Source organism: Streptomyces sp. GbtcB7 (genome assembly GCF_019091445.1).
GTDB classification, from domain to species: domain Bacteria; phylum Actinomycetota; class Actinomycetes; order Streptomycetales; family Streptomycetaceae; genus Streptomyces; species Streptomyces mirabilis.
Genome location: NZ_JAGXJM010000021.1, coordinates 36,893 through 63,077, shown reverse-complemented (window position 1 = coordinate 63,077; position 26,185 = coordinate 36,893). Strand labels below are relative to the sequence as shown.

Below are 26,185 nucleotides of genomic sequence, written 5' to 3'. Positions count from 1 at the left end.
CCGGCCCGGCACGGGAACGCGCCCTGCGCCGGGCCTGCGCGCCGGCAGGTCAGGGAGCCGGGACCTCGATGACCGTCGCCGACCCCATACCGCCGCCCGCGCACAGGGCGGCCACCCCGATGCCACCGCCGCGCCTGCGCAGTTCGTGGACGAGCGTGACCAGCATGCGGGCCCCGGTGGCGGCGACCGGGTGGCCGAGGGAGCAGCCGCTGCCGCTGAAGTTCACCGTGTCCGGGTCGAGTTCGAGCAGCCGGACGGCGGCGACGGGCACCGAGGCGAACGCCTCGTTGATCTCGAACAGGTCGACGTCGGCGATCGACAGGCCCGCGCGGGCCAGGGCCTTGGGGATCGCCTTCACCGGGGCCAGGCCCATCTCGGCGGGGTCGACGCCGACGGACGCCCAGGACCGTACGGTGGCGAGGGCCGTCAGCCCCTCGCGGGCCGCCGTCGCCTCGCTCGCGACGACCAGAGCGACCGCGGCGTCGTTCGCACCGCCCGCGTTGCCCGCCGTGATGCTGAACCCGTCGATCTCCGGGTGCAGCGGCTTCAGCTTGGCCAGTTTCTCGGCGCTGGTGTCCCGGCGCGGGTGCTCGTCGACGGAGAACAGCCCGTGCGGGGTCTCGATCGGGACGATCTCCTCCTTGAAGCGGCCCTCGTCGATGGCCGCCACGGCGTTGCGGTGCGAGCGCAGTGCCCAGGCGTCCAGCTCGGCGCGCGTGAGGCCCACCGCGACGGCGGTGTTCCAGCCCACCGTGATCGACATGTCCTTGTTGGGGGCGTCGGGACGGTCGGGGTGGGTGGGCGACATCCAGGGTTCCCACTCGCCGTTGACCCGGAAGAGCGCCTTCGGGGAGGTGGAGGCCGAGTTGACGCCGCCGGCGATGACGAGTCCATCCATGCCCGCCATCACGCTCGCGGCGGCGCTCTGGACGGCGGCCATGCCCGCCGCGCAGTGCCGGTTGTTGGCCAGCCCCGCGACCGAGATGAGCCCCGCGGTGACCGCGGCGTGCCGGGCCAGGACGCCGCCGCCGTAGAGGCCCTCGCCGAGGATCACGTCGTCGATGAGGGCCGGGTCGAGGCCTTCGGCCGCCGCGGTGACGATGTGGTGGGCCAGGTCGAACGCGGTCGTGTCGCGCAGGGTGCCCTTGACGGCGGTGCCGATGGGGGTGCGCAGGGCGGACGCGATGACTGCTTCAGGCATGGGTGGTCTCCAACTCGGCCAGGAGGGTGCGGCGCAGCACTTTTCCGGTCTCGGTCTTGGGGAGTTCGGCTCGGAACACGATGGCGTCCGGCGTCTTGGACGAGCGGAGCCGGTCCTTGACCCACTGCCGGATCTCGGCCGGGTCGCCCGCGCCGACGACGATGGCGACGATCCGCTGCCCCCACTCGGGGTCGGGCAGCCCGACGACGGCCGCCTCGACGATGCCGGGGTGGGCGAGGAGTACGTCCTCGATCTCGGCCGGGGCGATGTTCTCGCCGCCACGGATGATGGTGTCGTCGGCGCGCCCCTCGATGAAGAGGTAGCCCTCGGCGTCGAGCCGTCCGCGGTCCCGGGTGGCGAACCAGCCCTCGGCGTCCAGGGCGCTGCGGCCGCCGTACTCGCCGGAGATCTGCTCCCCCCGTACGAAGACCAGCCCGGTCTCCCCCGCCGGGGCCGGCTTGTGGTCGTCCGTGCGGATCTGGATCTCGATTCCGGGCAGCGCCCGGCCCACCGAGCCGAGGCGGTCGCGAACCGCGGGGTCGTCCGACACGGACGCCTGCCAGTGGTCGTCGGGGCCGAGGACGGCGATGGAGGAGGCGGTCTCGGTCAGGCCGTAGGCGTTGACGAAGCCGGTCTGCGGGAAGATGCGCAACGCCCGTTCCACGATGGGCCCCGGGGTGCGCGCACCGCCGTAGGCGAGGCTGCGCAGCAGGGGCGTCCCGGCGTCGTCGCCGGGCACCTCGGCGACGATCCGGGCGAGCATGGTGGGGACCACGAGGGCGTGGGTGATCCGCTCCCCGCGTACGGTCTCCAGCCACTGCCGTGGTTCGAAGGCCGGCAGGTACACGATCCGGCGGCCGGAGTAGAGGTTCGTCAGCAGGTTCATGAGTCCCGCGACGTGGTACGGCGGTACCGCCACCAGCGACGCGTCGTCCTCCTCGGCCGACGCGAACTCCTGGGTGTTCAGCACGTAGGCGAGCAGATGGCGGTGCCGGAGCACGGCCGCCTTGGGCTCGGCGGTCGTGCCGCTGGTGTAGAGCAGCACGGCGACGGAGTCCTGGTCCTGCGGCGGGTCCAGGAACTCCACGTCCGGCCGCTCGTCGAGGAGGGCGTCGAGGCCTGCGGGGCGCAGGACCACGGCGCCGGGATGACGGGCCAGCAGAGCATTCAACTGCTGCTCGCCCAGCCGGTAGTTGACCGGGACGAAGGGAACGCCCGCCAGAGCGGCTCCGAACAGAGCGACGGGATAGGCGAGTTGGTTGGTGCCGAGATGGACGACGGCCTGACGGCCCCGGAAGCGGTGGGCGGCTGCATGGGCGCGGCGCAGCAGTTCGGCGGCGGTCAGCGAACGGCCGCCCGCCGTTATCACCGCCCGATCGCCGGCCGAAGCCGCCATCTCAAGGATCATGGTGATATTCATGAGAATGCTATTCTCATATACACAGAGCCCTGCTTGCAAGAGAGGATAACCTTGATGCAGATCAGTGGGAGTTCCGCGGTCGTGGTCGGTGGGGCGGGGGGCCTGGGCGAGGCCACCGTCCGTCGCCTCCACGCGGCAGGAGCGAAGGTGGTCGTGGCCGACCTCGCCGACGAGAAGGGCAAGGCGCTCGAATCGGAGTTGGGGGTCCGTTACGTACGGACCGACGCCACGGACGAGAACGACGTCAAGGCGGCGATGGCCGAGGCCGAGGCGGCGGGACCGCTCAGGATCTCGGTGGACGCGCACGGTGGCCCGGCCAGTGGCGGCCGGCTCGTCGGCAAGGACGGCGAACCCCTGGACCTCGCGGGCTTCCGGAAGACCATCGACTTCTACCTCACGGCCGTCTTCAACGTCATGCGCCTGGCGGCCGCGGCCATCGCACGACAGGAGGCGGTCGACGGCGACCGGGGCGTCATCGTCAACACCGCGTCGATCGCGGCGTACGAGGGGCAGATCGGGCAGATCCCGTACGCCGCCGCCAAGGGCGGGGTGGTCGGCATGACCCTCGTCGCCGCGCGCGACCTCTCGCCGCTCGGCATCCGGGTCGTCACGATCGCGCCGGGCACCTTCCTCACCCCGGCCTACGGCGCGGCGGGCGACCAACTGGAGGCCTACTGGGGGCCCAAGGTCCCGCATCCCAAGCGCATGGGCCGCTCCCCCGAGTACGCGGCTCTCGTGGAACACATCTGCGCGAACGACTACCTCAACGGCGAGGTCATCCGCCTCGACGGCGCCCTCCGCTTCCCGCCGAAGTGAACGGCCGACCGGACATGAGCGGCGGGCTGAAGGGGAAGGTGGCGTTCGTCGCCGGGGCGAGCCGGGGCATCGGCCGCAACATCGCCCGGGGACTCGCGGAGGCCGGAGCCGCGGTCGCGGTCGCCGCGCGCTCCGAGGAGGAGGGCCGGATACCCGGCACGATCCACGCCGTCGCCGAGCGGATCACGTCGGCGGGTGGCCGCGCCCTCGCGGTCGCGTGCGACGTGACCTCCGAGGCGTCAGTCGAGGCCGCCGTGGCCGCGACCGTCGCGGAGTTCGGCGGGATCGACATCCTGATCGCCAACGCCGGGGTCATGTGGCTCGGCCCGGTCGAGTCCACGCCGCTCAAGCGCTGGCAGCTGTGCCTGGACGTCAATCTCACCGGGGTCTTCCTCGTCACCAAGGCCGTCATCCCCCACATCAGGGCGCGCGGCGGAGGCTCGCTGGTGGCGGTGACCACCAACGGGGTCGGCATGACCGACAGGGGCGCCAACGCGTACTGGGTCTCCAAGGCGGGCGTCGAGCGCCTCTATCTCGGGCTCGCCGCCGCCCTCAAGTCCGACAACATCGCGGTCAACTGCCTGGCCCCGTCGCGTGTCGTCGTCACCGAGGGCTGGCAGGCCGGGGGCGGCGGACGCGAGATCCCACCGGAGATGATCGAACCCCCGGAGGCGATGGCCCACGCCGCGGTACGCCTGGCCGGCCAGGACGCAGGCGGTATCACCGGCACGGTCCAGAAGTCGGAGTCGATGCCGGGGTGAACGGAAGGGGTCCCGGGAGTCGAACTCCCGGGACCCCTTCGCGTGTCCGCTGCGAACGGCCCACGCGCTACGAGCCGTGCTCGCCCAGGCGGGGCGGGGGTCCGTACGCGGGCTCGTACCCGGCCACCCGCACGGGACCGCGTACGAGGCGGAAGTCCCCGGCCGTCACGATCGCCTCCGGTGTCGCCGCCAGCGCCTGCGGCAACGTCCGTACGGCCGCCGCGGGTACGCCCAGGGGACGCAGGCGTGTCTCCCAGGCGGTCGCGGTGTCGCTCGCCAGGGCCTTCGTCACCACGTCGAGCACCTCCTCGCGACGCGCCGCCCGTTCGGCCATCGCCGGGAAGCCCTCGATGCCCGCCTCCGCGGCGAAGGACTTCCAGAAGCTGTCGTGGGTGATGAACAGGGCCAAGTGGCCGTCCGCCGTGGGGAAGAGCTGCGCCGGTACGTAGTAGGAGTGCGCGCCCAGCGGCAGACGGCGCGGCTCGACTCCCTCGTTGAGGTAGGCGGACGCCCGGTAGTTGAGCTGGGAGAGCATCACGTCCCGCAGCGACACCTCGACCTGCCCGCCGCGGCCCGAGACGATCTGCGCGAGCAGACCCAGTGCCGCGGTGAGGCCGGAGGAGTTGTCGGCCGAGGAGTAGCCGGGCAGGGTCGGCGGCCCTGCCGGGTCGCCGGTCAGCGCGGCGACGCCGGTGGCCGCCTGGACGACGTAGTCGAAGGCAGGGTCGTCGCCCGCGTCCAGGCCGAAGCCGGTGAGCGCGACACAGACGATCCGTTCGTTCCACTTCTTCAGAGCCTCGTAGGTGAGGCCGAGCCGGTGGATCGCCGACGGTTTGAGGTTGACCAGCAACGCGTGGGCGTCCGCGGCGAGTTCACCGAGTCGTTCCTGACCGCTCGACGTGGTCAGGTCGAAGCGGACACTGCGCTTGCCCCGGTTGAGGCTGGCGAAGTACGCGTCGCTGACCTGCCGGGAGATGTCCCCGCCCGGCGGCTCGATCTTGATGACCTCGGCGCCGAGGTCGGCGAGCATCATCGTGGCGTAGGGGCCGGCCAGCATGTGGCCGACCTCCAGGACGCGGATGCCGGCCAGCGGCCCGGGGGTCGCGGGGCCGGTGGTCATCGGAAGTCCGCCGCGATCCCGGCGAGCACCTCGCGGGTCCGGCGCTTGGAGGCGATCAGTTCCTCGCGGCTCTCGCCGATCGGCAGCAGCCGTACCGACAGATCGGTGACCCCGGCGTCGTCGAAGCGCCGGAAGCGGGCCGCGATGGCCGTCTCGTCACCGGCCGCGCACAGGTCGCCGATGTCCCGGGCGTCGCCGTAGTCAAGCAGCCGCTGATAATTGGGCGAGATCTCGGCCTCCCCGAGGATCCGGTTGGCCCGCTCGCGCGCCGCGTCGACCTCGGCGGGCCGGCACAGACACACCGGGATGCCCGCGACGATCCGCGGCGCCGGACGCCCCGCGCCGTCCGCCGCCTTGGTGATACGGGGTACGACGTGGTCGGCGACCGCGCGTTCGTCGGCCATCCACAGGACGGTCCCGTCCGCCCGCTCGCCCGCGAGTGCCAGCATGACCGGGCCGAGCGCGGCGAGCAGCACCGGAAGGGGGGCCACGGGTGCGAGGTCGAGCGGGTTGTGCACGGTGAACGTGCCGTTCTCGACGTCGACCGGGCCCGGTCCGTGCAGCGCCGCGTCCAGGACCTCCAGATAGTCACGGGTGAAGGCGGCGGGCCGCTCGTAGGGCAGTCCGAGCATGTCCTGGACGATCCAGTGGTGGGAGGGTCCTAGGCCCAGGGCGAGCCGCCCGCCCGCGGCACCCTGCGCGGACAGCGCCTGGCGCGCGAGGGCGATCGGGTGCTGTGTCTGGAGCGGTACGACCGCGGTCCCGATCTCGATCCGCTCGGTCCGCGCGCCCATCAGGGCCACGGCCGTCAACGCGTCGAAGTCCGTGGGGATCTGGGGCACCCAGGCGGTGTCGAGGCCCGCCCGCTCCGCCCAGGTCACGTCGTCGATCATCCGCGCGACCTTGCGCGCGGAGTCCCCACGCTCCGGCCCGATCATCACACCGACCCGCACAGTGCCTCCCAGTTTTCGAGGTTTCGGGGCTTCGGGGTTCCGTTGTTTCGAGGTTCCGATGCTTCGAGTGACCGGCCTCCCGCGTCACCCGGCAGCGGCGGGTCAGGGGGTCGCGGGCAAGGCGGGGACGACCGCCGTCAGGGCGCGCATCTGCGCCACGATGGCGTCGAGGGGTGTTCCGGTGGGGAAGACCGCCGCCGCACCCGCCGCCTTCATGCGGGGCACGTCGGCCAGGGGGATGGTGCCGCCCACGACGACGGCGATGTCCTCGGCCCCGGCGGCCCGCAGCCCCTCCACGACCCGCGTCGTCAGCGCCAGGTGCGCACCGGAGAGGATGCTGAGGCCGACCACGGCCACGTCCTCCTGGAGCGCGGTCGCCACGATGGTGTCGACGCGCTGGCGGATGCCGGTGAAGACGACCTCGAACCCGGCGTCGCGCAGCGTCCGCGCGACGATCTTGGCCCCCCGGTCGTGGCCGTCCAGACCGGGTTTGGCGATGAGCACACGGGACGACATCAGAACACCACCGGTTGCCGGAACTCGCCCCAGACCGCCTTGAGGGCGGCGACCATCTCGCCGACCGTGCAGTAGGCCTTGGCGCAGTCGATGAGCAGGGGCATGAGGTTGTCGGTGCCCTCGGCGCCGCGGGCGAGGGCGGCGAGGCGGTCCCGTACGGCCGCGGCGTCGCGGGTGGCCTTCACGTCGGCGAGCCGCTTCAACTGCCGGTCGCGGCCTTCTCCGTCGAGCTCGTACGTCTCCAACTGGGGCGGCGGCTCGGGCGTGGCGAAGCGGTTGACGCCGACGACCGGCCGGGTGCCCGCCTCGACGTCCTGGTGGAGGCGGTAGGCCTCGTCGGCGATGAGGCCCTGGAGGTAGCCGTCCTCGATCGCCCGGACCATCCCCCCGTGGTGTTCCAGGTCCGCCATGATCTCGACGATGCGTTCCTCGGTGGCGTCCGTGAGTGCTTCCACGAAGTACGAGCCGCCGAGCGGGTCCGCGACCCGGGCGACGCCGGTCTCGTGGGCGAGGATCTGCTGGGTGCGCAGGGCGAGCGTCGCCGACTCCTCGCTGGGCAGCGCGAACGGCTCGTCCCACGCCGCCGTGAACATCGACTGCACGCCGCCCAGCACCGAGGCCATCGCCTCGTACGCCACACGGACCGTGTTGTTCTGCGCCTGCGGCGCGTACAGGGAGGCCCCACCGGCCACACAGCCGAAGCGGAACATCGACGCCTTGTCGGTGCTCGCCCCGTACCGCTCGCGGACGATCGTCGCCCAACGTCTGCGACCCGCGCGGTACTTGGCGATCTCCTCGAAGAAGTCGCCGTGGGTGTAGAAGAAGAAGGAGATCTGCGGGGCGAACCGGTCGATCGTCATCCGGCCGCGCGCCAGCACCGTGTCGCAGTAGGTGACGCCGTCGGCGAGCGTGAACGCCATCTCCTGCACGGCGTTGGCGCCGGCGTCGCGGAAGTGCGCGCCGGCCACCGAGATCGCGTTGAACCGCGGCACCTCGGCCGCGCAGAACTCGATGGTGTCGGCGATCAGCCGCAGCGACGGCTCGGGCGGCCAGATCCAGGTGCCCCGGGAGGCGTACTCCTTGAGGATGTCGTTCTGGATCGTCCCGGTGAGCTTCGCCCGGGGTACTCCGCCCCGCTCGGCGGCGGCCACGTAGAACGCCAGCAGGATCGCCGCCGTGCCGTTGATGGTGAAGCTGGTGCTGATCCGGTCGAGGGGGATGTCCTCGAAGAGCACCTCGGCGTCGGCGAGCGTGTCGAGGGCGACGCCGACCCGGCCGACCTCCTCGCTCACCTCCGGATCGTCGGAGTCGTAGCCGCACTGGGTGGGCAGGTCGAGCGCCACGGACAGTCCGGTGCCGCCCTGTTCGAGGAGGTAGCGGTAGCGCCGGTTGGACTCCTCGGCGGTGCCGAAGCCGGAGTACTGGCGCAACGTCCACAGCCGCCCTCGGTAGCCGGAGGAGTAGTTGCCGCGGGTGAAGGGGAAGCGCCCCGGCGCGGGTGGCTCGACCGGCCGGTCCGCGGGCCCGTAGACCGCCTTGAGGGGAATCCCGGAGGCCGTGTGGGAGAAGTCCTCCTTCTCCGGCGGCTTCACGGAACTCTTCTCCGGCGGCTTCGCTTCAGACGTCATCGCAATTGGTCCTTCATCACCTTGCCGGTGGCGTTCAGCGGCAGGTCTTCGAGGAACTCCACATACCTGGGCACCTTGAACCCGGCCATCCGCTCCCGGCTCCAGGCGATCAGCTCGCCCGCCGCGAGGGACCCGCGAGGGACCACGAAGGCCTTGCCCACCTGGCCGAGCCGCTCGTCCGGTACGCCGATCACGGCGGCCTGGGCGACGGCCGGATGCTCCATCAGGAAGCCCTCGATCTCGGCCGGGTAGGCGTTGAAGCCGCCCACGATGAACATGTCCTTCTTGCGGCCGACGATCCGCAGCCGGCCCCGGTCGTCGAGCGTCCCGAGGTCCCCGGTGTGCAGCCAGCCGTCCGGGTCGATCGCCTCGGCGGTGGCGGCCGGGTCGTCGAGGTAGCCGCGCATGACGCTGTACCCGCGCACCAGGACCTCTCCGTCGTCCGCGATCCGGATCTCGACGCCGTCGCAGGGGGTTCCGACCGTCGTCGCGATGTCCTCGAAGGAGTCGCCGGGGCGCGAGGCCGTGGCCGTGCCCGCCTCGGTCAGGCCGTAGCCCGTCATGACGGTGCGGAAGGGCAGGTCGGTGACGATCCTGCGGACGAGGTCGACCGGGATGTCGGCGGCTCCGGTGACGGCGACCCGCAGCGAGGACAGGTCGTGGCCGCCCTGTGCGGCCAGCAGTGAGTGGTAGAGGGTGGGCGGGCCCGGCAGGACCGTCACCTTCTCGCGCTCGACGAGTTCGAGGACCCTGTCCACGTCGAAGACCGGCACCGGGAGGATGGTCGCGCCCCGGATCAGGGACGTGATGCAGCCCGCCTTGTAGCCGAAGATGTGGAAGAACGGGTTGACGATCAGATAGCGGTCGCCCTCCCTGAGGTCCGCCAGGTCGCACCACTCCGCGTACAGCCGGAGCGTCTGGGCGTGTGTCATCAGCACACCCTTGGGCCGCCCGGTGGTCCCCGAGGTGAACACGATGTCGCACACGTCGTCGCCGCTCACCTCGGCCTCGTAGGGCGAACCGCTCGCGAGGAAGTCCGACTTGATGTCGAACACGGGCACGCCGGACGGCACCTCGAAGTCCAGACCGAGGAAGCCCTTCTCGACGAGGACGACCTTGGCTCCGCTGCGGCGGATGATGTCGCCCGCCTCGTCCGCCTTGAACCGGGTGTTGACCGGGACCAGGACGCCGCCGGCGGTCAGCAGCCCGAAGGCCGCGATGATCCACTCGGCGGAGTTGGGCGCCCAGATGGCCGCCCGGTCGCCCCTGCCGACGCCGGCCGCCGCGAACGCCCCCGCGGCGGTGCGCACGCGATCGGCCAACTCCTTGAAGGTGAGCCGGAGTCGACCGTCCACGACCGCTTCCGCGTCACCGAAGCGGTCGGCCGCGCTCAGCACCATCCGCGGGATGGTCTCCCCTTTCATACGCCGATCAACCGGGCCAGGTTGCCGCCCATGATCATGGCCTGGTCGGCCTCCTTCATGCCCTGGATCGCGTCGATGTAGGTGACCGGGTCGGCCAGGCCCTCGGGGTGGGGGTAGTCGGAGCCGAACAGCACCCGCTCCACGCCGATGATCCCGGCCAGCTCGGCCATGTCCTCCTCCCAGAACGGGCTGATGTGGATCCGGTTCTTGACCTCTTCGACCGGGTCGCCCAGGAAGCCCTGCGGCTGCTTCTTGTAGACGTCGGCCAGCTGGTCGAGGAGCGGCACCAGCCAGGAGGATCCGTTCTCGATGACCGAGACCTTGAGCTCGGGGAACCGGAACAGCGCTCCATGGCAGACCCAGGAGGCCACGGAGTCGGTGACCGGCCGCCATTCGCCCAGCATCCGGAAGGTCTGCGCCTGGAACGGCGTCATCTCCTGGCTCCTGCCCTCCCAGTCGCTGGAGTAGCGGGAGTAGCCGCTGTCGGAGGAGTGCATCGACACCAGCACCCCCGCCTCCTCGACCCGCTTCCAGAAGGGGTCGAACTCCGGCAGCGCGAAGGACCGCGAGCCGCCGAATCCGGGGACCGGGGCGGGCCGGACCAGGATCGAGCGCGCGCCGCGCTCCAGGCACCACTCCAGCTCGGCGATCGCCTTGTCCAGGATCGGCAGGCTGATCACGGGCGTGGTGAAGATCCGGTCCTTGTAGTTGAACTTCCAGGTGTCGTACAGCCACTCGTTGAGAGAGTGGACGACCGCGTGGATGAGCTCCGGGTCGTCCCGCATCCGCTCCTCGATGAGGCTGGCCAGAGTCGGGAAGTTCAGCGCCTGCTGGATCCCCATCTCGTCCATGAGCTCCAGACGCGGACCCGGCTCACGGAACGCGGGAATCGACTTCATCGGCTCACCGAACAGCTCACGGTGCGACTTGCCCTCCGGATTGCCCTCCCGGAAGTACTGCTCCCACGCCCCCGGCCGGGCGACCACCGAGAACGTCGGGTTGGGGATGTAGTCGCTGATCCGACCACGGATCGCGATCTTCGTCCGACCCTTCACCTGCACGTACTGGATGGCGCCCTCGTACTGCTTCGGCAGGTACCGGGTGAGCGCATCCTCCGTCTCGTACAGGTGGTTGTCGGCGTCGAACAACGGATACGGCAACACGCGCGACGGCATGAGATCCTCCTTCGCTGATTACGAGAATCCTATTCTCAAGTTGCTCGTGCGGCAATGTCCCGACGGAGAACGAACTTCTGCACCTTGCCGCTCGCCGTCCGCGGGAACTCCGGCACGACATGCAGCTCCTCCGGCCACTTCTGCCGGGCCAGGCCCGCCCGTTCGAGGTGGGCGCACATCTCGTCGAGCGTGGGCGCGGGGTGACCGGGCCTCAGCCGCAGGACCGCCGCCGCGTGTTCGCCGAGGCGGGCGTCGGGGGCGGCCACCACGGCGGCCTCGGCCACGGCCGGCAGGGCGAGCAGCGCCTCCTCGACCTCCAGGGCGCCGATGTTCTCGCCGCCGCGGATGATGATGTCGGCCTTGCGGTCGGTGATGGTGAGGTAGCCGTCCTCGTCGATCACCCCGATGTCACCGGTGCGGTACCAGCCCTCGCCGTCGAAGGCGCGCTCGGTCAGGGCCGGATCGGTGTACCCGAGACACAGGTCGGGTCCGCGGCTGAGGATCTCGCCGTCCTCGGCCAGCCGGATCTCCGTGCCGGGCAGGGCGTCGCCGTCCGTGTGGAGCCGCTTGGCCTCGGGAGCGGTGTACCGGGAGCCGGTGATCGAGGGGTGTTCCGTGCTGCCGTACGAGCGGAAGACCGTCATGCCGAGTTCCGTGAGGCGGGTGGTGACCGCGACCGGGACCGCCGCCCCGCCGAGACCGGCGTACTTCATGGCGGCCAGGTGCCGGGGGCTGAAGTCGGGGTGGTCGAGCAGGCTCGTCATGAAGTACGCCGCCCCGCCGCCCACGGTGAGTCCGTCGCTCTCCATCAACTCCAGCACCCGCCCGGGGTCCCAGACGTCGGCGAGGTTCACCGGCGAGCCGTCGAGGACGGGGATCAGGAAGGAGTTCACCATCCCGATGAAGTGCCCGACCGGGGCCGCGGTGAGCTGACGGCCCCGGTCGGGCGGGTAGAGCCCGGCGAGCTGACGCGTCTCGAAGCCCAGTGTCTGATGGGAGTGGACGACACCCTTGGGGTCGCGGGTGGTCCCGGAGGTGAACGCGATCAGCGCGGGCGCGGCCGGGTCCGTCGCGAGGACACCGGGCAGCGGCTCGTCGGCGAGCAGGTCGTCGAAGTCCCGCCCCACGACGCCGACGACGGGCACCGCGGCCGACAGGTCCGGCTGGTGTTCCATCCGGCCGAAGCGCTCGGCCGTGACGAAGACGCGGGGCGCGACGGCGTCGAGGATGTAGCCGACCTCCTTGCGCCCGTAGAAGTGGACGATGGGCACCACGACCGCCCCGAGGAAGGCCGAGGCCCAGAACACCGCGGCGGCTTCCATCCAGTTGGGCAGTTGGAAGGCGATGACGTCACCGGGGCCGACTCCTCGGGCGCGCAGCCCCGCGGCGAGCCTGCGGGCCGTCCGTTCGACGTCGGCGAAGGTCCCCTCCCAGGGCCGGACGGCCGAGTGCACCCGGAACTCGACATCGGGGGCGGCGTCGAGGCCGTACGCCAGCAGGTCCCCGATCGTCTCCCGAGTCCACCAGCCCTCCGCTTCATACCGCTCGATCAGCTCGGCGGGCATCGTTCGCATGGCGGTCCGCATGGCGAGAGCTCCCTCCTCGGTGCGAGAATTGCACTCTCGCAGAGGGAGAAGCTAAATTCCATACATGGTACGAGACCACGGCTTCCACCCGGTCCGGATCAAGCGGATCGTCCAGGAGACAGCCGACACGCGCACATACGTGCTCGACGCCCCGTTCCCCTACCGGGCCGGGCAGTTCCTGACGGTCAGGGCCTGTGGCGCCCTGCGCAGTTACTCGATGTCGAGTTCCCCGGAGACCGACGACGAGTTGATGACGACGGTGAAGCGCGTGCCGGGCGGCCTGGTGTCGAACTGGATGCACGAACATCTCGCACCCGGCGACGTCATAGAGACCACGGCGCCCGCCGGGGTGTTCTGTCTGCGGGAGACCGACGAGCCCCTGGTGGCCTACTGCGGGGGCAGCGGCATCACGCCTGTTCTGTCGCTCGTCAAGACCGCGCTGGCGACGACGAACCGGCGCGTCCGCGTCCTGTCGGCCAACCGGGACGCCGACTCGATCATCTTCGGGTCCGCGCTGACCGAACTGGCCGAGCGACACCCGGACCGGTTCGAGATCCGCCACCACCTGGACGACCAGGGGGGGTTCATCACGGATCTCCAGGTGCGCGGGTTCGCCGGCGTCGACGTGGACGCGGACTTCTATCTCTGCGGCCCCGCGCCCTTCATGGACCTGGCGGAGCGCGCCCTGCTCGTGCACGGCGTCGAGGCCGAGCAGATCTTCGCCGAGCGCTTCACCCCGGCGGCCGAGGAGACTCCCGGCAGCCCGGGAAGCGGGAGCGCGGCCCCGGCGGAGAAGGAGGGCACGGTCAGCATCGTCCTCGCCGGCAAGCGGCGCTCGGTGCCGCGGCACTCCGGCGAGACCCTGCTGGAGAGCGCGCGCCGGGCCGGTCTCATGCCGCCCTTCTCCTGCGAGTCGGGCAACTGCGGCACCTGCATCGCCCGGGTCACCGAGGGCGAGGCCAAGATGCGGGTCAACAACGCGCTCGACGACGACGAGGTCACCGAGGGCTGGGTGCTGACCTGTCAGGGCGAGCCGGTGACCCCGGACATCACCGTCGTCTACGAGGACTGACGTGCGCCGCGCGACCAGAAGCGGGCGGTGTCGGTCTGGACCGCCACCCTTCGTAAGAATATGATATTCATTCAGCGAGAATCTAACTCTCCCTCATGGAGAAGCCTGCATGGTTGATCTTGAATTGGACCAGGGGCTCGCGGTCATCACCATCGACCGTCCGCACGCCCGCAACGCCATCGCGCCGGCCACCATGGACCAGTTGGACAAGGCCCTCGACGCGGCCGCCGACGCCCTGGCCCTGGTCGTCAGGGGCGCGGGCGACCGGGCGTTCGTCTCGGGCGGCGACCTGAAGGAACTGGCCGCGATCCGCACCGAGGACGAGGCGACGGCCATGGCCCTGCGGATGCGCGGGATCTGTGACCGGCTCGCGCACTTCCCCGGCCCGGTGATCGCCGCCCTAAACGGCCATGCCCTGGGCGGTGGCGCCGAGTTCGCCATGGCCGCCGACATCCGGGTGGCCGCGGACGACATCAGGATCGGCTTCACCCAGGTGAACCTCGCGATCATGCCCGCGTGGGGCGGCGCCGAACGGCTCGCGGAACTGATCGGCAGGGGGCGGGCGTTGATGCTCGCCGGCTCCGGAACCGTGCTCGGCGCCGAGGAGGCCCAGCGGCTCGGGGTGATCGACCGGGTGCTGCCGCGGGCCGACTTCGACCGGGGGTGGCGCGCCCTGGCCCGCTCTCTCGCCTCCGTCCCGGCGCGGGAGATCAAGCACGTCATGAGCGGCGCCCTACCGGCGACCGAGGCGGCACGCGCCTTCGCCCGCCTGTGGGTGGCCGACGAACACTGGAAAGCAGCGGAGAAGGTGATGTCCCGTGGCAAGTGAGGTCCAGGTGGAGACGAGCCCCGTCGGTCCGGTCGTACGGCCGCCCGGCGGCACCGAACCGGTCGTGCTCTATCTGCACGGCGACCGGCATCTCTCGTGCACCCCGGAGGCCGCGCTCAACCTGGCCGGCCGCCTCGCCCTGTGGACGGACGCCGTCGTGGTCTGCGCCCGCTACGGGGGCACCTTCCCCGACGCGCTGGACGACGTGCACGCCGCGTACGACTACTGCGAGTCCAGGGGACCGGTGGCGGTGGCGGGCGAGCGGCTGGGGGCCGGGCTCGCGGCGGCCCTGCTGGTACGGCTGCGGGACCTCGGAGCCCCGCCGCCCCTGTGCGGGGCGCTGAACTCGGCGCTGCTCGACCTGACCCTGGACTCCCCGAGCCTGTTGCTCAACGCGGCGGCCGATCCGACCTTCGACGTCTCCGAACTGCGGCGCCGCTGCGCCCACTACGCCGCGGGCACCTCGCCGACCGATCCGCTGCTGAGCCCGTTGCACGCCAACCTCCACGGGCTGCCCCCGATCCAGCTGCTCGCGGCGGGCACCGATCCCCTGCTGGACGACTCCCTGGGGTTCGCCACCCGCGCGGCGCACTCCGGGGTCACGGTGGACCTGCGGATCCGGCCCGACGCGACGAGCCCGCACCCGGAGACCGTCACCGCCATGGGCGACTTCATACGGGCGTGGACCCCAGCAGCACGGACAGCACATCCCGCATGATCTCGGGATAGTCGTCCTGTTCGCCGTCCAGCAGCCACTGCTGCTGCATGCCGTCGAGCATCGCCAGCATGGCCCGGGCCGCGGCCCGCGGGGCCAGACCGCTGGGAAGGCGCTCGCCGTACCGCTCGGTGAGCCGGGCGATCATCAGCGTCTGCATGGTCTCGTAGTGGTCGTGCAGGTACTGCTGCGCCGGGTCCGCTCCCGTGACGCCCTCGGCCAGCATCACGCTGTGAACCTGGGCCAGGCAGGGGTAGGTGTGGTCGTAGGCGACCACTTCGGCGAACAGCCCCGGCCAGTCGTCCTTGTCGTCGTGGCCGACGAGGTGCTCGCGGTTGAGGTCCTCCCTGAAGCGCAGGAGCGCCATGAAGAGCTTCTTCTTGCTCGGGAAGTAGTGCAGCACGCCCTGCCGGGTCAGTCCCGCCCGCTCGGCGACCGCGTCGATCGAGGTCCCCCGGTAGCCCCGCTCCGCGAACACCCGCAGGGCCGCCTCGAGGATCTCCTCGCGCCGGGTCTCTTTCATCCGGTACCCCTCCCGCGACGGACCGTGCCGACGTAACCCTACGTTCGCCGTCGCCGTCGGGGGACCCCTCGAACACGCACCGTTCGGCGCCCGGCGCCTTTACGGCCGGGGCTCAGCGCTCGTGTTCGATCAGGGCGAGGGTGGTGTCAGCCGCGTCCAGCACGATGCCCGTCGAGGCCTTGGCCGCGCCGGCCAGATCGGCCACCAGCCGGACGTCCTTGCGCAGCAGCGGTCCGGCCTGGGCCGCGATGCGGTCGAGCCTCCCGCCGGCCGCCGCGATCCGGCCCAGCGCGAAGCTCGATCCACTGCCGTGGGCCATCACCTCGGCGAGAGCGGCGGGATCGACGTCCAACTCCCGGCCGAGTGCGAGGGTGCCCGCCGCGGTGGCGAGATTTGCCGTGAACAGCACGTTGTTGAGGAGTTTGGTGAGCTGCCCCGAGCCCAACGGGCCCATGTGGACCACGGGATCGCCGTACGTCTCGAACACCTTGCGGCAGAACCGGACGGTGCCCGACTCGCCCCCGACCATCACCAGCAGACGGCCCTCGGCCGCCGCCGGGGCGCCGCCGCTCACCGGCGCGTCGATCAGCGTGACCCCGTGGGCGCGGGCCCGGTCGGCGAGACGGTGGCAGGTGTCGGGGTGGACGGTGCTGTGCACGGCGATCACCCCTCCCAGCCGAAGCCCCGCCAGCACCCCGCGATCCCCCGCGACGACCTCCTCGACGTCCGCGTCGTCGACGACACAGACGCACACGAGGTCGCTGGCGGCGGCCAGTTCGGCGGGGGACACGGCACGCTTCGCGGGCGTGTCGTCGAAGGGGGCGAGCGAGGCGGGACGGCGTGCCCACAGGGTCGTCTCGAAGCCCGCGTCGACGATCCGGCGTGCCATGGGGGCGCCCTGACTGCCCAGGCCTATGAATCCGACGCGCATCAACGGGCCTCCTGCTCGGTCGACTTCGGTGCCGGGCGCCAGAACACGCCGAGCAGACCGGCCGTCGCCGCCACGGACACACCGAGGGCGATGCCGCCACCGGTCCAGCCGGTCACCTCGATGTCCCCGGCATGGTCCACGGAGAGCCGCCCGGGTCCCAGCACGGCCAGGGCCAGCGAGACCACCGCGAGGACGAGGACGTACTCGTAGCCCTCTCTGAAGACGAAGAATCCGTTGGGCCGGTGCGCGAGGACGCCCGCGACCAGCATCACCGAGATGGCCGCGGCGCAGGCCAGCGGGGTGAGCAGCCCGGCGATCAGCAGGGCGCCCGCGCCGATCTCGGTGACCACGCTCATCCACGCCTGAAGCGTGCCGCTGCGCAGGCCGAGGCCGGTGAACCAGCGGGCGGTGCCCTCGATCCGGCCGCCGCCCCGCCAGTGGTTGAGTCCGTGCGCGATCATCACGATCCCCAGGACCACCCGTACCAGCAGCAGCGCTGCCACGTCCGCGTCGCTCAACTCGCCCTCCCGGGCCGCTCTTGTGCCGCGCTCGCGCGAGCCAGCACACACTCCTCGACGAACGACAGGATCTTGAGGTGGTACGCCATCGCCGTCAGCCCGATGCTCAAGTTGTGGCCGCCGTCCGCCTGCTCGTCGACTACGACACGCGGCGAGGCGGTGAACAGGGACGCGATGTCGGCCAGCGCCGCGGGCCCGGACCGCCACACCCGCTCGTGCTCGCCGAGGCTGTAGTGCACGGGGACGCGCGCCAGTGGGGCGAGTTCGGGAAGGACCAGCGGCCAACTCCTGGCCACGACCCCCTCGTAGGAGGGCGAGGGCGAGGCGAACCGGGCGCCGCCGACGACATCGTCCTCGTAGAGGTGCGAGGGATTCCACAGCAGGTCCCGGACGCTGCCGGCCGCCGGCCTCGGCCACGACTCGTTGTGCCGTACGCCCAGGATGTCCACCGCGTCGTCGTGGTGGTGGCGCCCGGTGCCGGCGATCTCCACGCCCAGCAGATCGCTCCCCCGCTCGTCGGCCGCCATGCGCAGCGCCAGCTCGCAGCCGATCGAGTGCGCGAGCACGAAGACGCCCGCCCCGCGCGGACGTGAGGCGAGCAGCCGGTCCACCGCCGCGTAGGCGAGATCGACCCGCCGCTCCACCGGGGCCAGCTCCCCACCGTGCGGGGCGGAGCTGCCGTATCCCGGCCGGTCGAGCGCGAGGACGGTGAACCCGAGCGCCGAACCGGTGCGCAGCAGCGACAGGTGCGGCCTGCCCGGGTAGTCGAAGTACCCCGAGTGCGCCGCCCCACCGTGCAGCGCCAGGACGACGGCCCGGGGCCGGCGCGCCTCCTGGAGCAGCGCCGATACGGGGATGCCGTCGACGTCGACGACACGGGAGACGCCGGTCATGTGTCCGCCCGCAGCAGGATGACGCCGCTCGGGGTGAGACCGCCGGTGCTCGTCACGGCGACCCGGGCACCATCCACCTGGCGCGCTCCGGCCTCGCCGCGCACCTGGGTGACGGCCTCGTGGACGAGCCCCAGGCCGTGGGTGCGGCCGTGCGAGAGCTGGCCGCCGTGGGTGTTCAGCGGGAGCAGTCCGTCCCTGGCGATGTTCTTGCCTCCGTCGAGGAAGTCCTTGGCCTCACCGATGCCGCAGAAGCCGAGCCCCTCGATCCAGGAGAGGCAGTTGAAGGTGAAGCCGTCGTAGAGCTGGGCCACGTCGACGTCCGAGGGACGCAGTGACGTGCGCGTCCACAGGTGGGCGGACTGGCCGAGCACCTGTGGTTCATGGGTGAGGGAGCTCTGATCCCATTCGAGCCGCTCCATGATCTGGGTGCCGACGGCCTCCACCAGGACGGGCGGCCCCGCGAGGTCCCGTGCGGCGTCCACGGCCGACACGATGACGGCCACCGATCCGTCGCAGGGCACGTCGCAGTCGTAGAGCCCGAAGGGGGTGGTGACCGTCCTGGCCGACAGGTAGTCGTCCATGGTCATCGGATCGCGGTAGATCGCGGTCGGGTTGAGCGCGGCGTTCGCACGCTGGTTGAGCGCGATCCAGCCCAGCGTCTCGCGCGAGGTGCCGTAACGGTGGAAGTGCCGCTGGGCGTTCTGGGCCAGGGTGTGGGCCGCCGAGATCGCCCCGAAGGGCTTCTGCCAGCCCGTGACTCTGCGACCGGCCTCCTGGGTGATCCGGCCGCGCCGGATCAGCTCGCCGTAGGAGGCCTCCCAGACCGTACGGAAGCACAGCACATGCCGGGCGAGTCCCCCCGCGACGGCCAGCATCGCGGCGATGAGCGAGCCGCCCGGACCGAAGGTCTCGGCGCCGCCGTTGTACCAGGTCGGCCTGATGCCGAGGGCGTCCTCCAGCGCGGTGATGCCGCCCTCGGCGAAGCCGCCGTAGGCGCCCGCGCCCGGGTAGGTGGCCAGGCCGTCGATGTCGTCGAGGGTCAGGCCCGCGTCCGCGACGGCGCGTTCGCAGGCCCGCACGGTCAGCGACAGCGGAGGGACCATCAGCCGGCGCCCGATCTCCGACATCCCGATGCCGCTGATCGCGACCTTGTCCTCGAACTTCTCGGGCGTGGCCATGGGGCGTATGTGGCGCCGCATGTGCTCGGGTTCCACCTCGTCCGAGGGCAGCGGAGCCGGGGGCCCCTGCTCGGCCGCGGGGCGGAAGAGCGGCAGCCATACGTCCTCGACCTGTTCGAAGACGACCTCCAGCCGCATGCCCAGTTCGAGCTCGTCGGGGTCGCATTCCACGAGGTTGGTAGTGAGCCGGACCCGGGTGTCCTCCTCGACGGCGACCTGCGCCACCACGTAGGGCGCGGGCATGCCGGGCGCGCTGAACCGGTGGTTGACGGTGAAGCCGATCAGCGTCGCGTACCCGGAGACGGCCCGCACCCCGGTCTCGTGCCCCCGGCAGTAGCGGCAGACGGGCTGGGGTGGATGCAGCAGGGCCGAGCAGGACTCGCACTCCGTCAGGCGCAACCGGCCGTCCGCGCCGGAGGTCCAGAAGAACTCGTTCTCCTCCGTGATCACCGGCAGCGGACGTGCCGTGGGTCCGGCCACATCGTCTCCTCACCGTGCCACCGCTCGGGTGGCACACGTACTCCTGACGGGCCGCCGAAGATCAGCGGTCGATCCTCGCCTGCCCCTTGCGTACCGTGACCGGCTCGGCGAGCCGCTGTTCGTCGACGACCCTCTGGAGGGTCTCCAGGGTCTCGTCGAGTCCGGCACCGGTCCGGGGGCCCGGCGTGAAGGTCGCCGGGAGGTGCCGCATGCCCTGGATGACGCCGATGGTCTCGTAGTGCTCCGCGCCCTCGGGGTCGCAGCGGAAGTCGGGCATCCGGTCGAGGACCTGGGTGACCATCCGCTTGAACACCGTGCGTGCCACGTTGGAGCCGATGCAGCGGTGGATGCCGAGACCGAAGCTGCTGTGCCGGTTCCCCTTGCGTTCCATGTCGATGGAGTCGGGCTCCGGGAACACCTGCGGGTCCCGGTTCGCCATCGCCCAGGACAGCCAGAGCCGTTCGCCCTCCTTGAACCGGGTGCCGGCGATCTCGCAGTCCGCGGAGAAGGTCCGCCCGTCCCCGGGCGCGGGGGCGTAGAAGCGCAGGAACTCCTCGGTCGCGGAGTCCAGCAGTGCCTTGCGGTCCCGGCTGAGGCGGTCCCGCTCGGCCGGGTGCTCCGAGAGCCACTCCAGCGCGTGCGCGGTGAGCGCCGTGGTGGTGTCGAAGCCGCCGCCGATCAACAGGGCCAGCACACCGAGGAGTTCGTCGTCGGGCGGGGTCTGGCCGTTGATCTCCGCGCGGACCAGGGCGTCCACCAGACCCGGCCGCGGTGTCTGCCGGATCTCCGCGATGGTCATGGCCAGGTCCATGCCCATCGCCTTCTGCAGCTCGACGACGCGGGCCTGGTCGGGCGAGTTCGGCGGTGTGTAGACCGAGGCGTGGGCCGCCTCGTTGTAGAGGGTCCACTTCCTGACCGGGATGCCCATCATGGCGAGCGTGAGCACGGCCGGCACGACGTTGGCGAGGTCGTCGACGAAGTCGATCCGCCCCGACTCGATCTTCTCGTCGATGCAGGCGCGCGCCACCTCGTCGATCAGCGGAATCCAGCGGCTGATGGCGGCGGGCGACAGATAGGGGTTGAGCGTCTGGCGGTAGTAGCGCTGCTCGGGCGGATCCATCTCGAGGAACCCGCCCCTGACGGCCTTCGCCCGGGGCGGCGGCGGGATGGTGATGCCCTGGTACCCGCGCCGCTCGCCCTTGACGTCATGGTCGTTGGAGAGGAACTCCGCGGACCGGGCCAGCTCGAAGACCTCGCGGTTGCCACTGGCGACCCAGTGACCGCCGTAGGTCTCCGACCAGGCGATGGGGCACTTGGACTGCAACTCCTGGGTGACCGCCTGGAATTCGTGGCGGTACTCGGGAGTGTGCCGGTCGAAGTGCACCGGGTTCCTCTTGGGGTCGTCGTTGACGGTGTCGTCCGTGGTCATCGGATTGCTCTCCCCTCAGGAGATGAAGATCGCTCGCTCGGGGCAGGACCTGACGGCCTCGACGGCCTCGTCCTGCTGGTCGTCCGAGATCTCTTCCTTGATCACCGATGAGTGACCGTCGATCTCGCTGAGCTCGAAGATGTCCGGAGCACGCATGGCGCAGAGCGTGTGACCCTGGCAGCGCTCCGGGTCTACCCGTACCTTCACGTCGCTTCCTTCCTGCCGCGGGGGTGGCTACTTGAGGTCGGCCAACGACTTGCCGACATCGGCCAGGGTCATGGGCTTGGTGTAGGTGCCCTTGAACTTGTAGGGGGTCCCGTTGCAGCGATAGGCGCCGGTGTCGGGCTTGAAGTCGGCGGCCACCCAGCCCTTGGCGGTCGCCTTGACCGGGTCGAAGCACTTGGGAGGCACGGTGGGGGACGACAGGTCCATCGGGGCCTGCAGGCCACCGCCGGTCCAGGCGGTCTGCTTGCGCGCGTTGTCGTACACGCACGTGCGGGTGAGCTCGGCGCAGTCGCCTGCGGCCGTGGCGAACAGCAGCCAGCTGGAGAAGGCCTTCAGCGCCGGCAGGGTGACCTGGGCGTTGGGGGCGTACTTCTTGTAGAGCTCCTCGACCATCTTGGTCGCCGGGTTGGCGGAGGCGTCCTCCAGCGGCGAGAAGCCGCCGAGGTCGGCGAAGTTGGTCTGCTTCGCCAGCGCGGTACCGGCCAGCTGGATGAAGGCGGGGCCGTAGGCGTTGCTGTTGGCGTCGATCCAGTCGGGTGCGTAGCCGATGTTGGTGAGTACCTGCTCCAGCTTGGCCAGACTGGCGAAGTCGCCGAGGAAGACCAGTCCCTTGACCTTCTTGTTCTTGATGGCCTGGGCGTACGGCGTCCAGTCGGACACGCCCTGGGCCGGATACAGGTCCGAGTAGGTGATCTTGCCGCCCGCCGCGGTCAGCGTCTCCTTGTCCTGCGCGGTGATGTCCTTGACGACCGGGGAGTCACCGGCGATGACGCCGACGCTGCTCGCCGATGCCGGGTACGCCTCCTTGAGCAGCCAGGAGAAGTAGCCGCCGTAGGGCGAGTAACCGGTCGCGGCGCCCTGGACGGTCACCTGGAGGTCCGATCCGATGGCCTGGCTGGTCTGCGCGGGGAAGTCGGGGAGCAGGCAGTTCAGCCTGTCCTTGACGCCCATGCCGTCGAGCGCGGCGCCGCCGCCGGCGAGCGCGAAGTCCGAGCGACAGGCCTCGATCATCCGCTGGCGGACCTCGACGAGCTTGGAGTCGTGGGTGACGGGAACGAGTTTGCGTCCGTTGATGCCGCCCGCGTCGTTGCACCAGGAGGTGAACACCTTGGCCGCGTCGACGAACTCCGCGTTCTTGGTGAAGCCGACGTCGCTGAAGACGCCGACCTTGATCTCGGAGTTGGTGACTCCCTGGGAGGTGGAGGCCTTGGCGGTGCCGGAGTGGCAGACGTGTCTGAGCGTGCCGAAGTCGGCCGCCGCGGCGGAGTCGGACGCCGAAGCGGAGGGCTTGTCGCCGCTCGGCGACGTGGTGGAGCGGGCGGAACACCCGGCCAGGGCCAGGACGGCCACAGCGATGAGCAAGCGTCTCATCGGTTCTCCTCGATTTCGTTCCCCGAAAAAAGGGTGGTCAGGCGACCGCGCCCGCTTCTTTCAGCTCGATGATGCGGGGCCAGTCCAGTCCCAGTTCCCTGAGGATTTCCTCGGTCTGGGCAGCGAACTCGGGCGCCGGCCCGAGTGCGGGAGCGGTGGTGTCGAACTGCACGGGGCTGGCGGCCAGATCGATCTCGCCGACCCGGAGCAGGTACTCGTTCGCCCGGATCTGCGCGTCGGCGCCCACCTGCAGGGTGTCCTGCACCGGGGCCCACGGCCCGGCAAGGGTGGCGAAGCGTTCGGTCCACTCGGCGAGGGTGCGGCCGGCCAGTACCGTCCGCAGGATCTTGACGGCCTCTTCGGTGTTCGCGGCGAGCAGCTCCGCCGTGGCGAAGCGGGGGTCGTCGGCCAGCTCGGGGTGGTCGATGTGGTGGCACACGTCGGCCCAGAACTTTCCGGGCTGGAGCATGACGAAGGCCAGATAGCGATCGTCGGCCGTGGCGTAGATGCCGGACAGCGGGTTGATCGGCGAGCCGTGGGCACCGGGCACCGGTGCCACCCAGGACTTGTCGAGGTGCAACGAGACCGCGGTGGCCTGGCCGTTGGCCCACACGCCGCTGCCGAGCAGGGAGACGTCCACCACCGACGGTTCGCCGGTGCGCTCGCGTCGCAGCAGTGCCGCCGCGATGCCTCCGGCGAGGTTGGTGCCGGAGATGGTGTCCCCGTAGGCGGGTGTGGGGCTGATCATGCCCTCGACACCGGGCGGGGTGATGCTGGCGGCGGTGCCGCCCCGGGCCCAGAAGGCGGTCATGTCGTACCCGCCCTTCTCGGATTCCGGTCCGCGCGGCCCGAGCGCGCTGCCACGGGCGTAGATGATGCGGGGGTTGACCGCGCGGATGTCGTCGACGTCGATCCCGAACCGCCGCCGGTGTCCGGGCAGGAAGCTGGTGAGGAACACGTCGGAGCGGCGGGCCAGGTCGTGGAGGACTTCCTTGCCCTCGGGCCGGGTCATGTCGAGGCCGAGGCTGCGCTTGCCCCGGTTGGCGTGCTCGATGTTGGGGTTAGGGTCGCCCTCGACGCGCAGCGTGCCGGTCTGCCGCAGGCCGCGCTGTGGATCGCCCGTGACGGCGTGCTCGACCTTGATGACGTCCGCGCCCCAGTCGGCGAGCACGGCTCCCGCCGAGGGGACGAAGCCGTACATGGCGACTTCAAGGATGCGGATGCCTTCGAGCGGACGCATTACGGGACCACCACCGCGAAGGACTTGGTCTCCAGGAACTCCTCCAGTCCGGCGACGCCGCTCTCCCGGCCGACGCCCGACTGCTTGTAGCCGCCGAAGGGGACTTCCTGGGAGAAGTAGTTGCCGCCGTTGATGCTGAAGGTGCCGGTACGGATCCGGCGCGCCACGGCGACGGCCCGCTGGTCGTCGGCGCTGTGCACCGCGCCGGACAGGCCGAAGATCGAGTCGTTGGCGATGCGTACGGCGTCGTCCTCGCCGTCGTAGGGGATGACCGCGAGCACCGGTCCGAAGACCTCGTCCTGCGCGATCTCGCTGGCCGGGTCGACGTCGGCGAGCAGGGTGGGCGTGTAGAAGAAGCCCGGGTCGACGCGCTTGCCGCCGGTGACCAGCGTGGCGCCGGCCGCGACGGCGCGCTGCACCATGCCGTCGACCTTGTCGCGCTGGCGCTCGCTGATGAGCGGCCCCATGAAGGTCTTGGGGTCGGTCGGATCGCCGTACGACACGCGTTCGAGGCCGGCCGCGACCATGGCGACGATCTCGTCGTGGTGCTCCCTCGGCACGAGCAGCCGGGAGGTGAGGGCGCAGCCCTGTCCCGAGTGGGAGCAGATGGTGAAGGCCGCGAACATGGAGGCGGCGCGGAAGTCGGCGTCGTCGAGCACGATCATGGCGGACTTACCGCCGAGTTCCAGGAAGACCTTCTTCACGGTGGCGCTCGCGGCCTCCATGATCCGGCGGCCGGTCGCGGTGGAGCCGGTGAAGGTGATCATGTCGACGTCGGGGTGCTTGGTGAGCACCTCGCCGACCTCGACCCCGGAGGAGACGATGACGTTGACGACGCCGGGCGGGATGTCCGTGTGCTCGGCGATCAGTTCACCCAGGTACAGCGTGGTCAGCGGGGTGTCCGGGGCGCCCTTGAGGACGACCGTGCAGCCGGCGGCGAGCGCGGGGACCAGTTTGGCGAGCGCGAGCTGGTTCGGGTAGTTGTACGGGATGATCGCGGCGACGACCCCGGCCGCCTCCTTCTCCACCCAGCGGCGGTGGCGCTGACCGCGGATCTCGGTCTCGCCGAGCTCCTCGGTCAGGGGGTACTTCTCCAGCAGGTCGGTGTAGTACGAGACCAGCTTGATCGGCTCGTCCAGCTGGGGGCCGTGGGTGAGCATGCGGGGCGCGCCGACCTCGGCGATCGTCAGGTCGCGCAGCTCTTCCTGATGGTCGGTCAGCGCCTGGTGCAGGTGGCGGAGGCAGCGCAGGCGCCGGGCGGTGTCGGTCGCCCAGCTCGTGGTGTCGAAGGCGCGGCGGGCGGCGGCGACGGCGGCTTCGGCGTCGGCGGCCGTGGCGTCGGGGGCCTGGTCGAGCACCTCGCCGGTCGCGGGGTTGAGCGAGGGGAAGGTCTTCTCGGTCTCGACGAGCCGGCCGTCGATGAGCAGGCGCTTCACAGCCGGACCACCTGTCCGCCGTCGACGCTGACGACCTGACCGGTCAGCCAGCGCGCCTCGTCGGAGAGCAGGAACAGGACGGCGGGCGCCAGGTCTTCGGGCGTGCCCATCCGCTTGATGGCCAGACTGTTCGTCATCTGCTCCTGGAACTCCTTGGGCACGATGCTCCGGGTGGCGTCGGTGTCCGTGGGGCCCGGCGCGATCCCGTTGACCCGGATGTTCTTGCCGCCGAGTTCGGCGGCGAGCGAGGCGGTCAGGCTGTTGATCCCGGCCTTGGCCAGTCCGTAGTAACCCCCGCCGAGCCAGGCGGCGGTGGACGACTGGTTGACGATGGCGCCGCCCTCGGGCATGTGCGGGACGACGGCGCGGGTGCAGTGCAGCGCGCCCATCAGGTTCACCTGGAGGAAGCGGTTGAGGTAGTCGAGGGGGACCGTGGTGAGGCCGTCGCGCCTCATGCTGTGGAAGATGGCAGCGTTGTTGACCAGGTAGTCGATGCGTCCGAACTCCGCCATCACGGCGGCCGCCATCGCCTCCGCCGATGCCGGGTCGGCCACGTCCACCTTGACGAACAGGGCCGCGTCGCCGATCTCCTTGGCGACCCGCTCGCCCTGTTCCTCGTTGAGTTCGGCGACCACCACGCGTGCGCCCTCGGCCGCCAGTGCCCGGGCATAGCCCTCGCCGATGCCCTGGCCCGCGCCGGTGACGATCGCAACCTTGTCCTGGAACCGCATCCTGCCTCCTTGCT

General features: G+C 70.9%; 25 protein-coding genes. 5 read left to right on the top strand and 20 right to left on the bottom strand.

Features of this window, described 5'->3' with window-relative positions; translation table 11 throughout:
* Window positions 1–49: 49 nt before the first annotated feature.
* Both KVT44_RS30910 and KVT44_RS30905 read right to left on the bottom strand, forming a co-directional pair.
* Entirely contained in the window at window positions 50–1,201 is a 1,152-nt protein-coding gene (locus tag KVT44_RS30910; protein WP_217570261.1) for a thiolase family protein, read from the bottom strand.
* Window positions 1,194–2,621 carry a class I adenylate-forming enzyme family protein gene (locus KVT44_RS30905; protein WP_254650105.1) on the bottom strand — a complete coding sequence of 476 codons (1,428 nt, stop codon included), beginning with the start codon at window positions 2,619–2,621 and terminating at the stop codon, window positions 1,194–1,196. The genes KVT44_RS30910 and KVT44_RS30905 overlap by 8 nt, the downstream gene beginning before the upstream one ends.
* Before the next feature lie 54 nt (window positions 2,622–2,675).
* Here KVT44_RS30905 and KVT44_RS30900 point away from each other — a divergent pair, with 54 nt between their 5' ends.
* Both KVT44_RS30900 and KVT44_RS30895 read left to right on the top strand, forming a co-directional pair.
* Window positions 2,676–3,437: an SDR family NAD(P)-dependent oxidoreductase gene (locus tag KVT44_RS30900; protein ID WP_217570259.1), complete on the top strand. Its 762-nt coding sequence runs from the start codon at window positions 2,676–2,678 to the stop codon at window positions 3,435–3,437.
* Window positions 3,434–4,198: an SDR family NAD(P)-dependent oxidoreductase gene (locus tag KVT44_RS30895; RefSeq protein WP_308314159.1), complete on the top strand. Its 765-nt coding sequence runs from the start codon at window positions 3,434–3,436 to the stop codon at window positions 4,196–4,198. Before KVT44_RS30900 ends, KVT44_RS30895 begins: the two co-directional genes overlap by 4 nt.
* Window positions 4,199–4,265: 67 nt before the next feature.
* Here the strand turns inward: KVT44_RS30895 and KVT44_RS30890 are convergent, their stop codons facing one another.
* The 7 genes from KVT44_RS30890 to KVT44_RS30860 all read right to left on the bottom strand — a co-directional run bounded on the left by KVT44_RS30890 (window position 4,266) and on the right by KVT44_RS30860 (window position 12,600).
* Window positions 4,266–5,318, bottom strand: a complete 1,053-nt coding sequence (locus tag KVT44_RS30890) for a CaiB/BaiF CoA-transferase family protein (RefSeq protein ID WP_217570257.1) — start codon at window positions 5,316–5,318, stop codon at window positions 4,266–4,268.
* A complete protein-coding gene (locus KVT44_RS30885) occupies window positions 5,315–6,256 on the bottom strand; it encodes an LLM class F420-dependent oxidoreductase (protein WP_302832127.1) in 942 nt (313 codons plus the stop codon). Before KVT44_RS30885 ends, KVT44_RS30890 begins: the two co-directional genes overlap by 4 nt.
* A 117-nt stretch (window positions 6,257–6,373) precedes the next feature.
* Window positions 6,374–6,787, bottom strand: a complete 414-nt coding sequence (locus tag KVT44_RS30880) for a cobalamin B12-binding domain-containing protein (protein ID WP_217570253.1) — start codon at window positions 6,785–6,787, stop codon at window positions 6,374–6,376.
* Window positions 6,787–8,415 (bottom strand): methylmalonyl-CoA mutase family protein, encoded by a 1,629-nt coding sequence (locus tag KVT44_RS30875; RefSeq protein ID WP_254650103.1) that lies wholly within the window; start codon window positions 8,413–8,415, stop codon window positions 6,787–6,789. The genes KVT44_RS30880 and KVT44_RS30875 overlap by 1 nt, the downstream gene beginning before the upstream one ends.
* Window positions 8,412–9,839: a FadD3 family acyl-CoA ligase gene (locus tag KVT44_RS30870; RefSeq protein ID WP_217570251.1), complete on the bottom strand. Its 1,428-nt coding sequence runs from the start codon at window positions 9,837–9,839 to the stop codon at window positions 8,412–8,414. The genes KVT44_RS30875 and KVT44_RS30870 overlap by 4 nt, the downstream gene beginning before the upstream one ends.
* A complete protein-coding gene (locus KVT44_RS30865) occupies window positions 9,836–11,014 on the bottom strand; it encodes an amidohydrolase family protein (protein WP_099924674.1) in 1,179 nt (392 codons plus the stop codon). The genes KVT44_RS30870 and KVT44_RS30865 overlap by 4 nt, the downstream gene beginning before the upstream one ends.
* A 35-nt stretch (window positions 11,015–11,049) precedes the next feature.
* Entirely contained in the window at window positions 11,050–12,600 is a 1,551-nt protein-coding gene (locus KVT44_RS30860) for an AMP-binding protein (protein WP_217570249.1), read from the bottom strand.
* Window positions 12,601–12,664: 64 nt separating this feature from the next.
* Here KVT44_RS30860 and KVT44_RS30855 point away from each other — a divergent pair, with 64 nt between their 5' ends.
* The 3 genes from KVT44_RS30855 (at window position 12,665) to KVT44_RS30845 (ending at window position 15,219) form a co-directional block, all read left to right on the top strand.
* The gene (locus KVT44_RS30855; protein WP_217570247.1) at window positions 12,665–13,672 is read left to right on the top strand and encodes a ferredoxin--NADP reductase; all 1,008 of its coding nucleotides are present in this window, start codon (window positions 12,665–12,667) and stop codon (window positions 13,670–13,672) included.
* Window positions 13,673–13,781: 109 nt separating this feature from the next.
* The gene (locus KVT44_RS30850) at window positions 13,782–14,501 is read left to right on the top strand and encodes an enoyl-CoA hydratase/isomerase family protein (RefSeq protein WP_217570244.1); all 720 of its coding nucleotides are present in this window, start codon (window positions 13,782–13,784) and stop codon (window positions 14,499–14,501) included.
* Window positions 14,491–15,219, top strand: coding sequence for an alpha/beta hydrolase fold domain-containing protein (locus tag KVT44_RS30845; protein WP_217570243.1), 729 nt, complete (start codon window positions 14,491–14,493; stop codon window positions 15,217–15,219). The genes KVT44_RS30850 and KVT44_RS30845 overlap by 11 nt, the downstream gene beginning before the upstream one ends.
* On the opposite strand, the gene KVT44_RS30840 is transcribed toward KVT44_RS30845, so the two are convergent.
* The 11 genes from KVT44_RS30840 to KVT44_RS30790 all read right to left on the bottom strand — a co-directional run bounded on the left by KVT44_RS30840 (window position 15,173) and on the right by KVT44_RS30790 (window position 26,171).
* A complete protein-coding gene (locus tag KVT44_RS30840; RefSeq protein WP_217570241.1) occupies window positions 15,173–15,739 on the bottom strand; it encodes a TetR/AcrR family transcriptional regulator in 567 nt (188 codons plus the stop codon). The genes KVT44_RS30845 and KVT44_RS30840 overlap by 47 nt on opposite strands.
* Window positions 15,740–15,851: 112 nt before the next feature.
* Window positions 15,852–16,670 (bottom strand): NAD(P)-dependent oxidoreductase, encoded by an 819-nt coding sequence (locus KVT44_RS30835; protein ID WP_217570239.1) that lies wholly within the window; start codon window positions 16,668–16,670, stop codon window positions 15,852–15,854.
* Entirely contained in the window at window positions 16,670–17,188 is a 519-nt protein-coding gene (locus tag KVT44_RS30830) for a DoxX family protein (RefSeq protein ID WP_217570237.1), read from the bottom strand. The genes KVT44_RS30835 and KVT44_RS30830 overlap by 1 nt, the downstream gene beginning before the upstream one ends.
* Window positions 17,185–18,081 carry an alpha/beta hydrolase gene (locus tag KVT44_RS30825; protein ID WP_217570235.1) on the bottom strand — a complete coding sequence of 299 codons (897 nt, stop codon included), beginning with the start codon at window positions 18,079–18,081 and terminating at the stop codon, window positions 17,185–17,187. Before KVT44_RS30825 ends, KVT44_RS30830 begins: the two co-directional genes overlap by 4 nt.
* A complete protein-coding gene (locus KVT44_RS30820; protein WP_217570233.1) occupies window positions 18,078–19,739 on the bottom strand; it encodes an OB-fold domain-containing protein in 1,662 nt (553 codons plus the stop codon). The genes KVT44_RS30825 and KVT44_RS30820 overlap by 4 nt, the downstream gene beginning before the upstream one ends.
* A gap of 61 nt (window positions 19,740–19,800) precedes the next feature.
* Window positions 19,801–21,168, bottom strand: a complete 1,368-nt coding sequence (locus KVT44_RS30815; protein WP_217570231.1) for a cytochrome P450 — start codon at window positions 21,166–21,168, stop codon at window positions 19,801–19,803.
* Between the two features lie 15 nt (window positions 21,169–21,183).
* Window positions 21,184–21,375: a ferredoxin gene (locus tag KVT44_RS30810; protein WP_217570229.1), complete on the bottom strand. Its 192-nt coding sequence runs from the start codon at window positions 21,373–21,375 to the stop codon at window positions 21,184–21,186.
* A 27-nt stretch (window positions 21,376–21,402) separates the two neighbouring features.
* Window positions 21,403–22,764: an ABC transporter substrate-binding protein gene (locus KVT44_RS30805; protein WP_217570227.1), complete on the bottom strand. Its 1,362-nt coding sequence runs from the start codon at window positions 22,762–22,764 to the stop codon at window positions 21,403–21,405.
* A 37-nt stretch (window positions 22,765–22,801) separates the two neighbouring features.
* The gene (locus tag KVT44_RS30800; protein WP_217570225.1) at window positions 22,802–24,004 is read right to left on the bottom strand and encodes a CaiB/BaiF CoA-transferase family protein; all 1,203 of its coding nucleotides are present in this window, start codon (window positions 24,002–24,004) and stop codon (window positions 22,802–22,804) included.
* Window positions 24,004–25,440: an aldehyde dehydrogenase family protein gene (locus KVT44_RS30795; protein WP_217570223.1), complete on the bottom strand. Its 1,437-nt coding sequence runs from the start codon at window positions 25,438–25,440 to the stop codon at window positions 24,004–24,006. Before KVT44_RS30795 ends, KVT44_RS30800 begins: the two co-directional genes overlap by 1 nt.
* Window positions 25,437–26,171, bottom strand: coding sequence for an SDR family oxidoreductase (locus KVT44_RS30790; RefSeq protein ID WP_190173865.1), 735 nt, complete (start codon window positions 26,169–26,171; stop codon window positions 25,437–25,439). Before KVT44_RS30790 ends, KVT44_RS30795 begins: the two co-directional genes overlap by 4 nt.
* Between the last annotated feature and the right edge of the window lie 14 nt (window positions 26,172–26,185).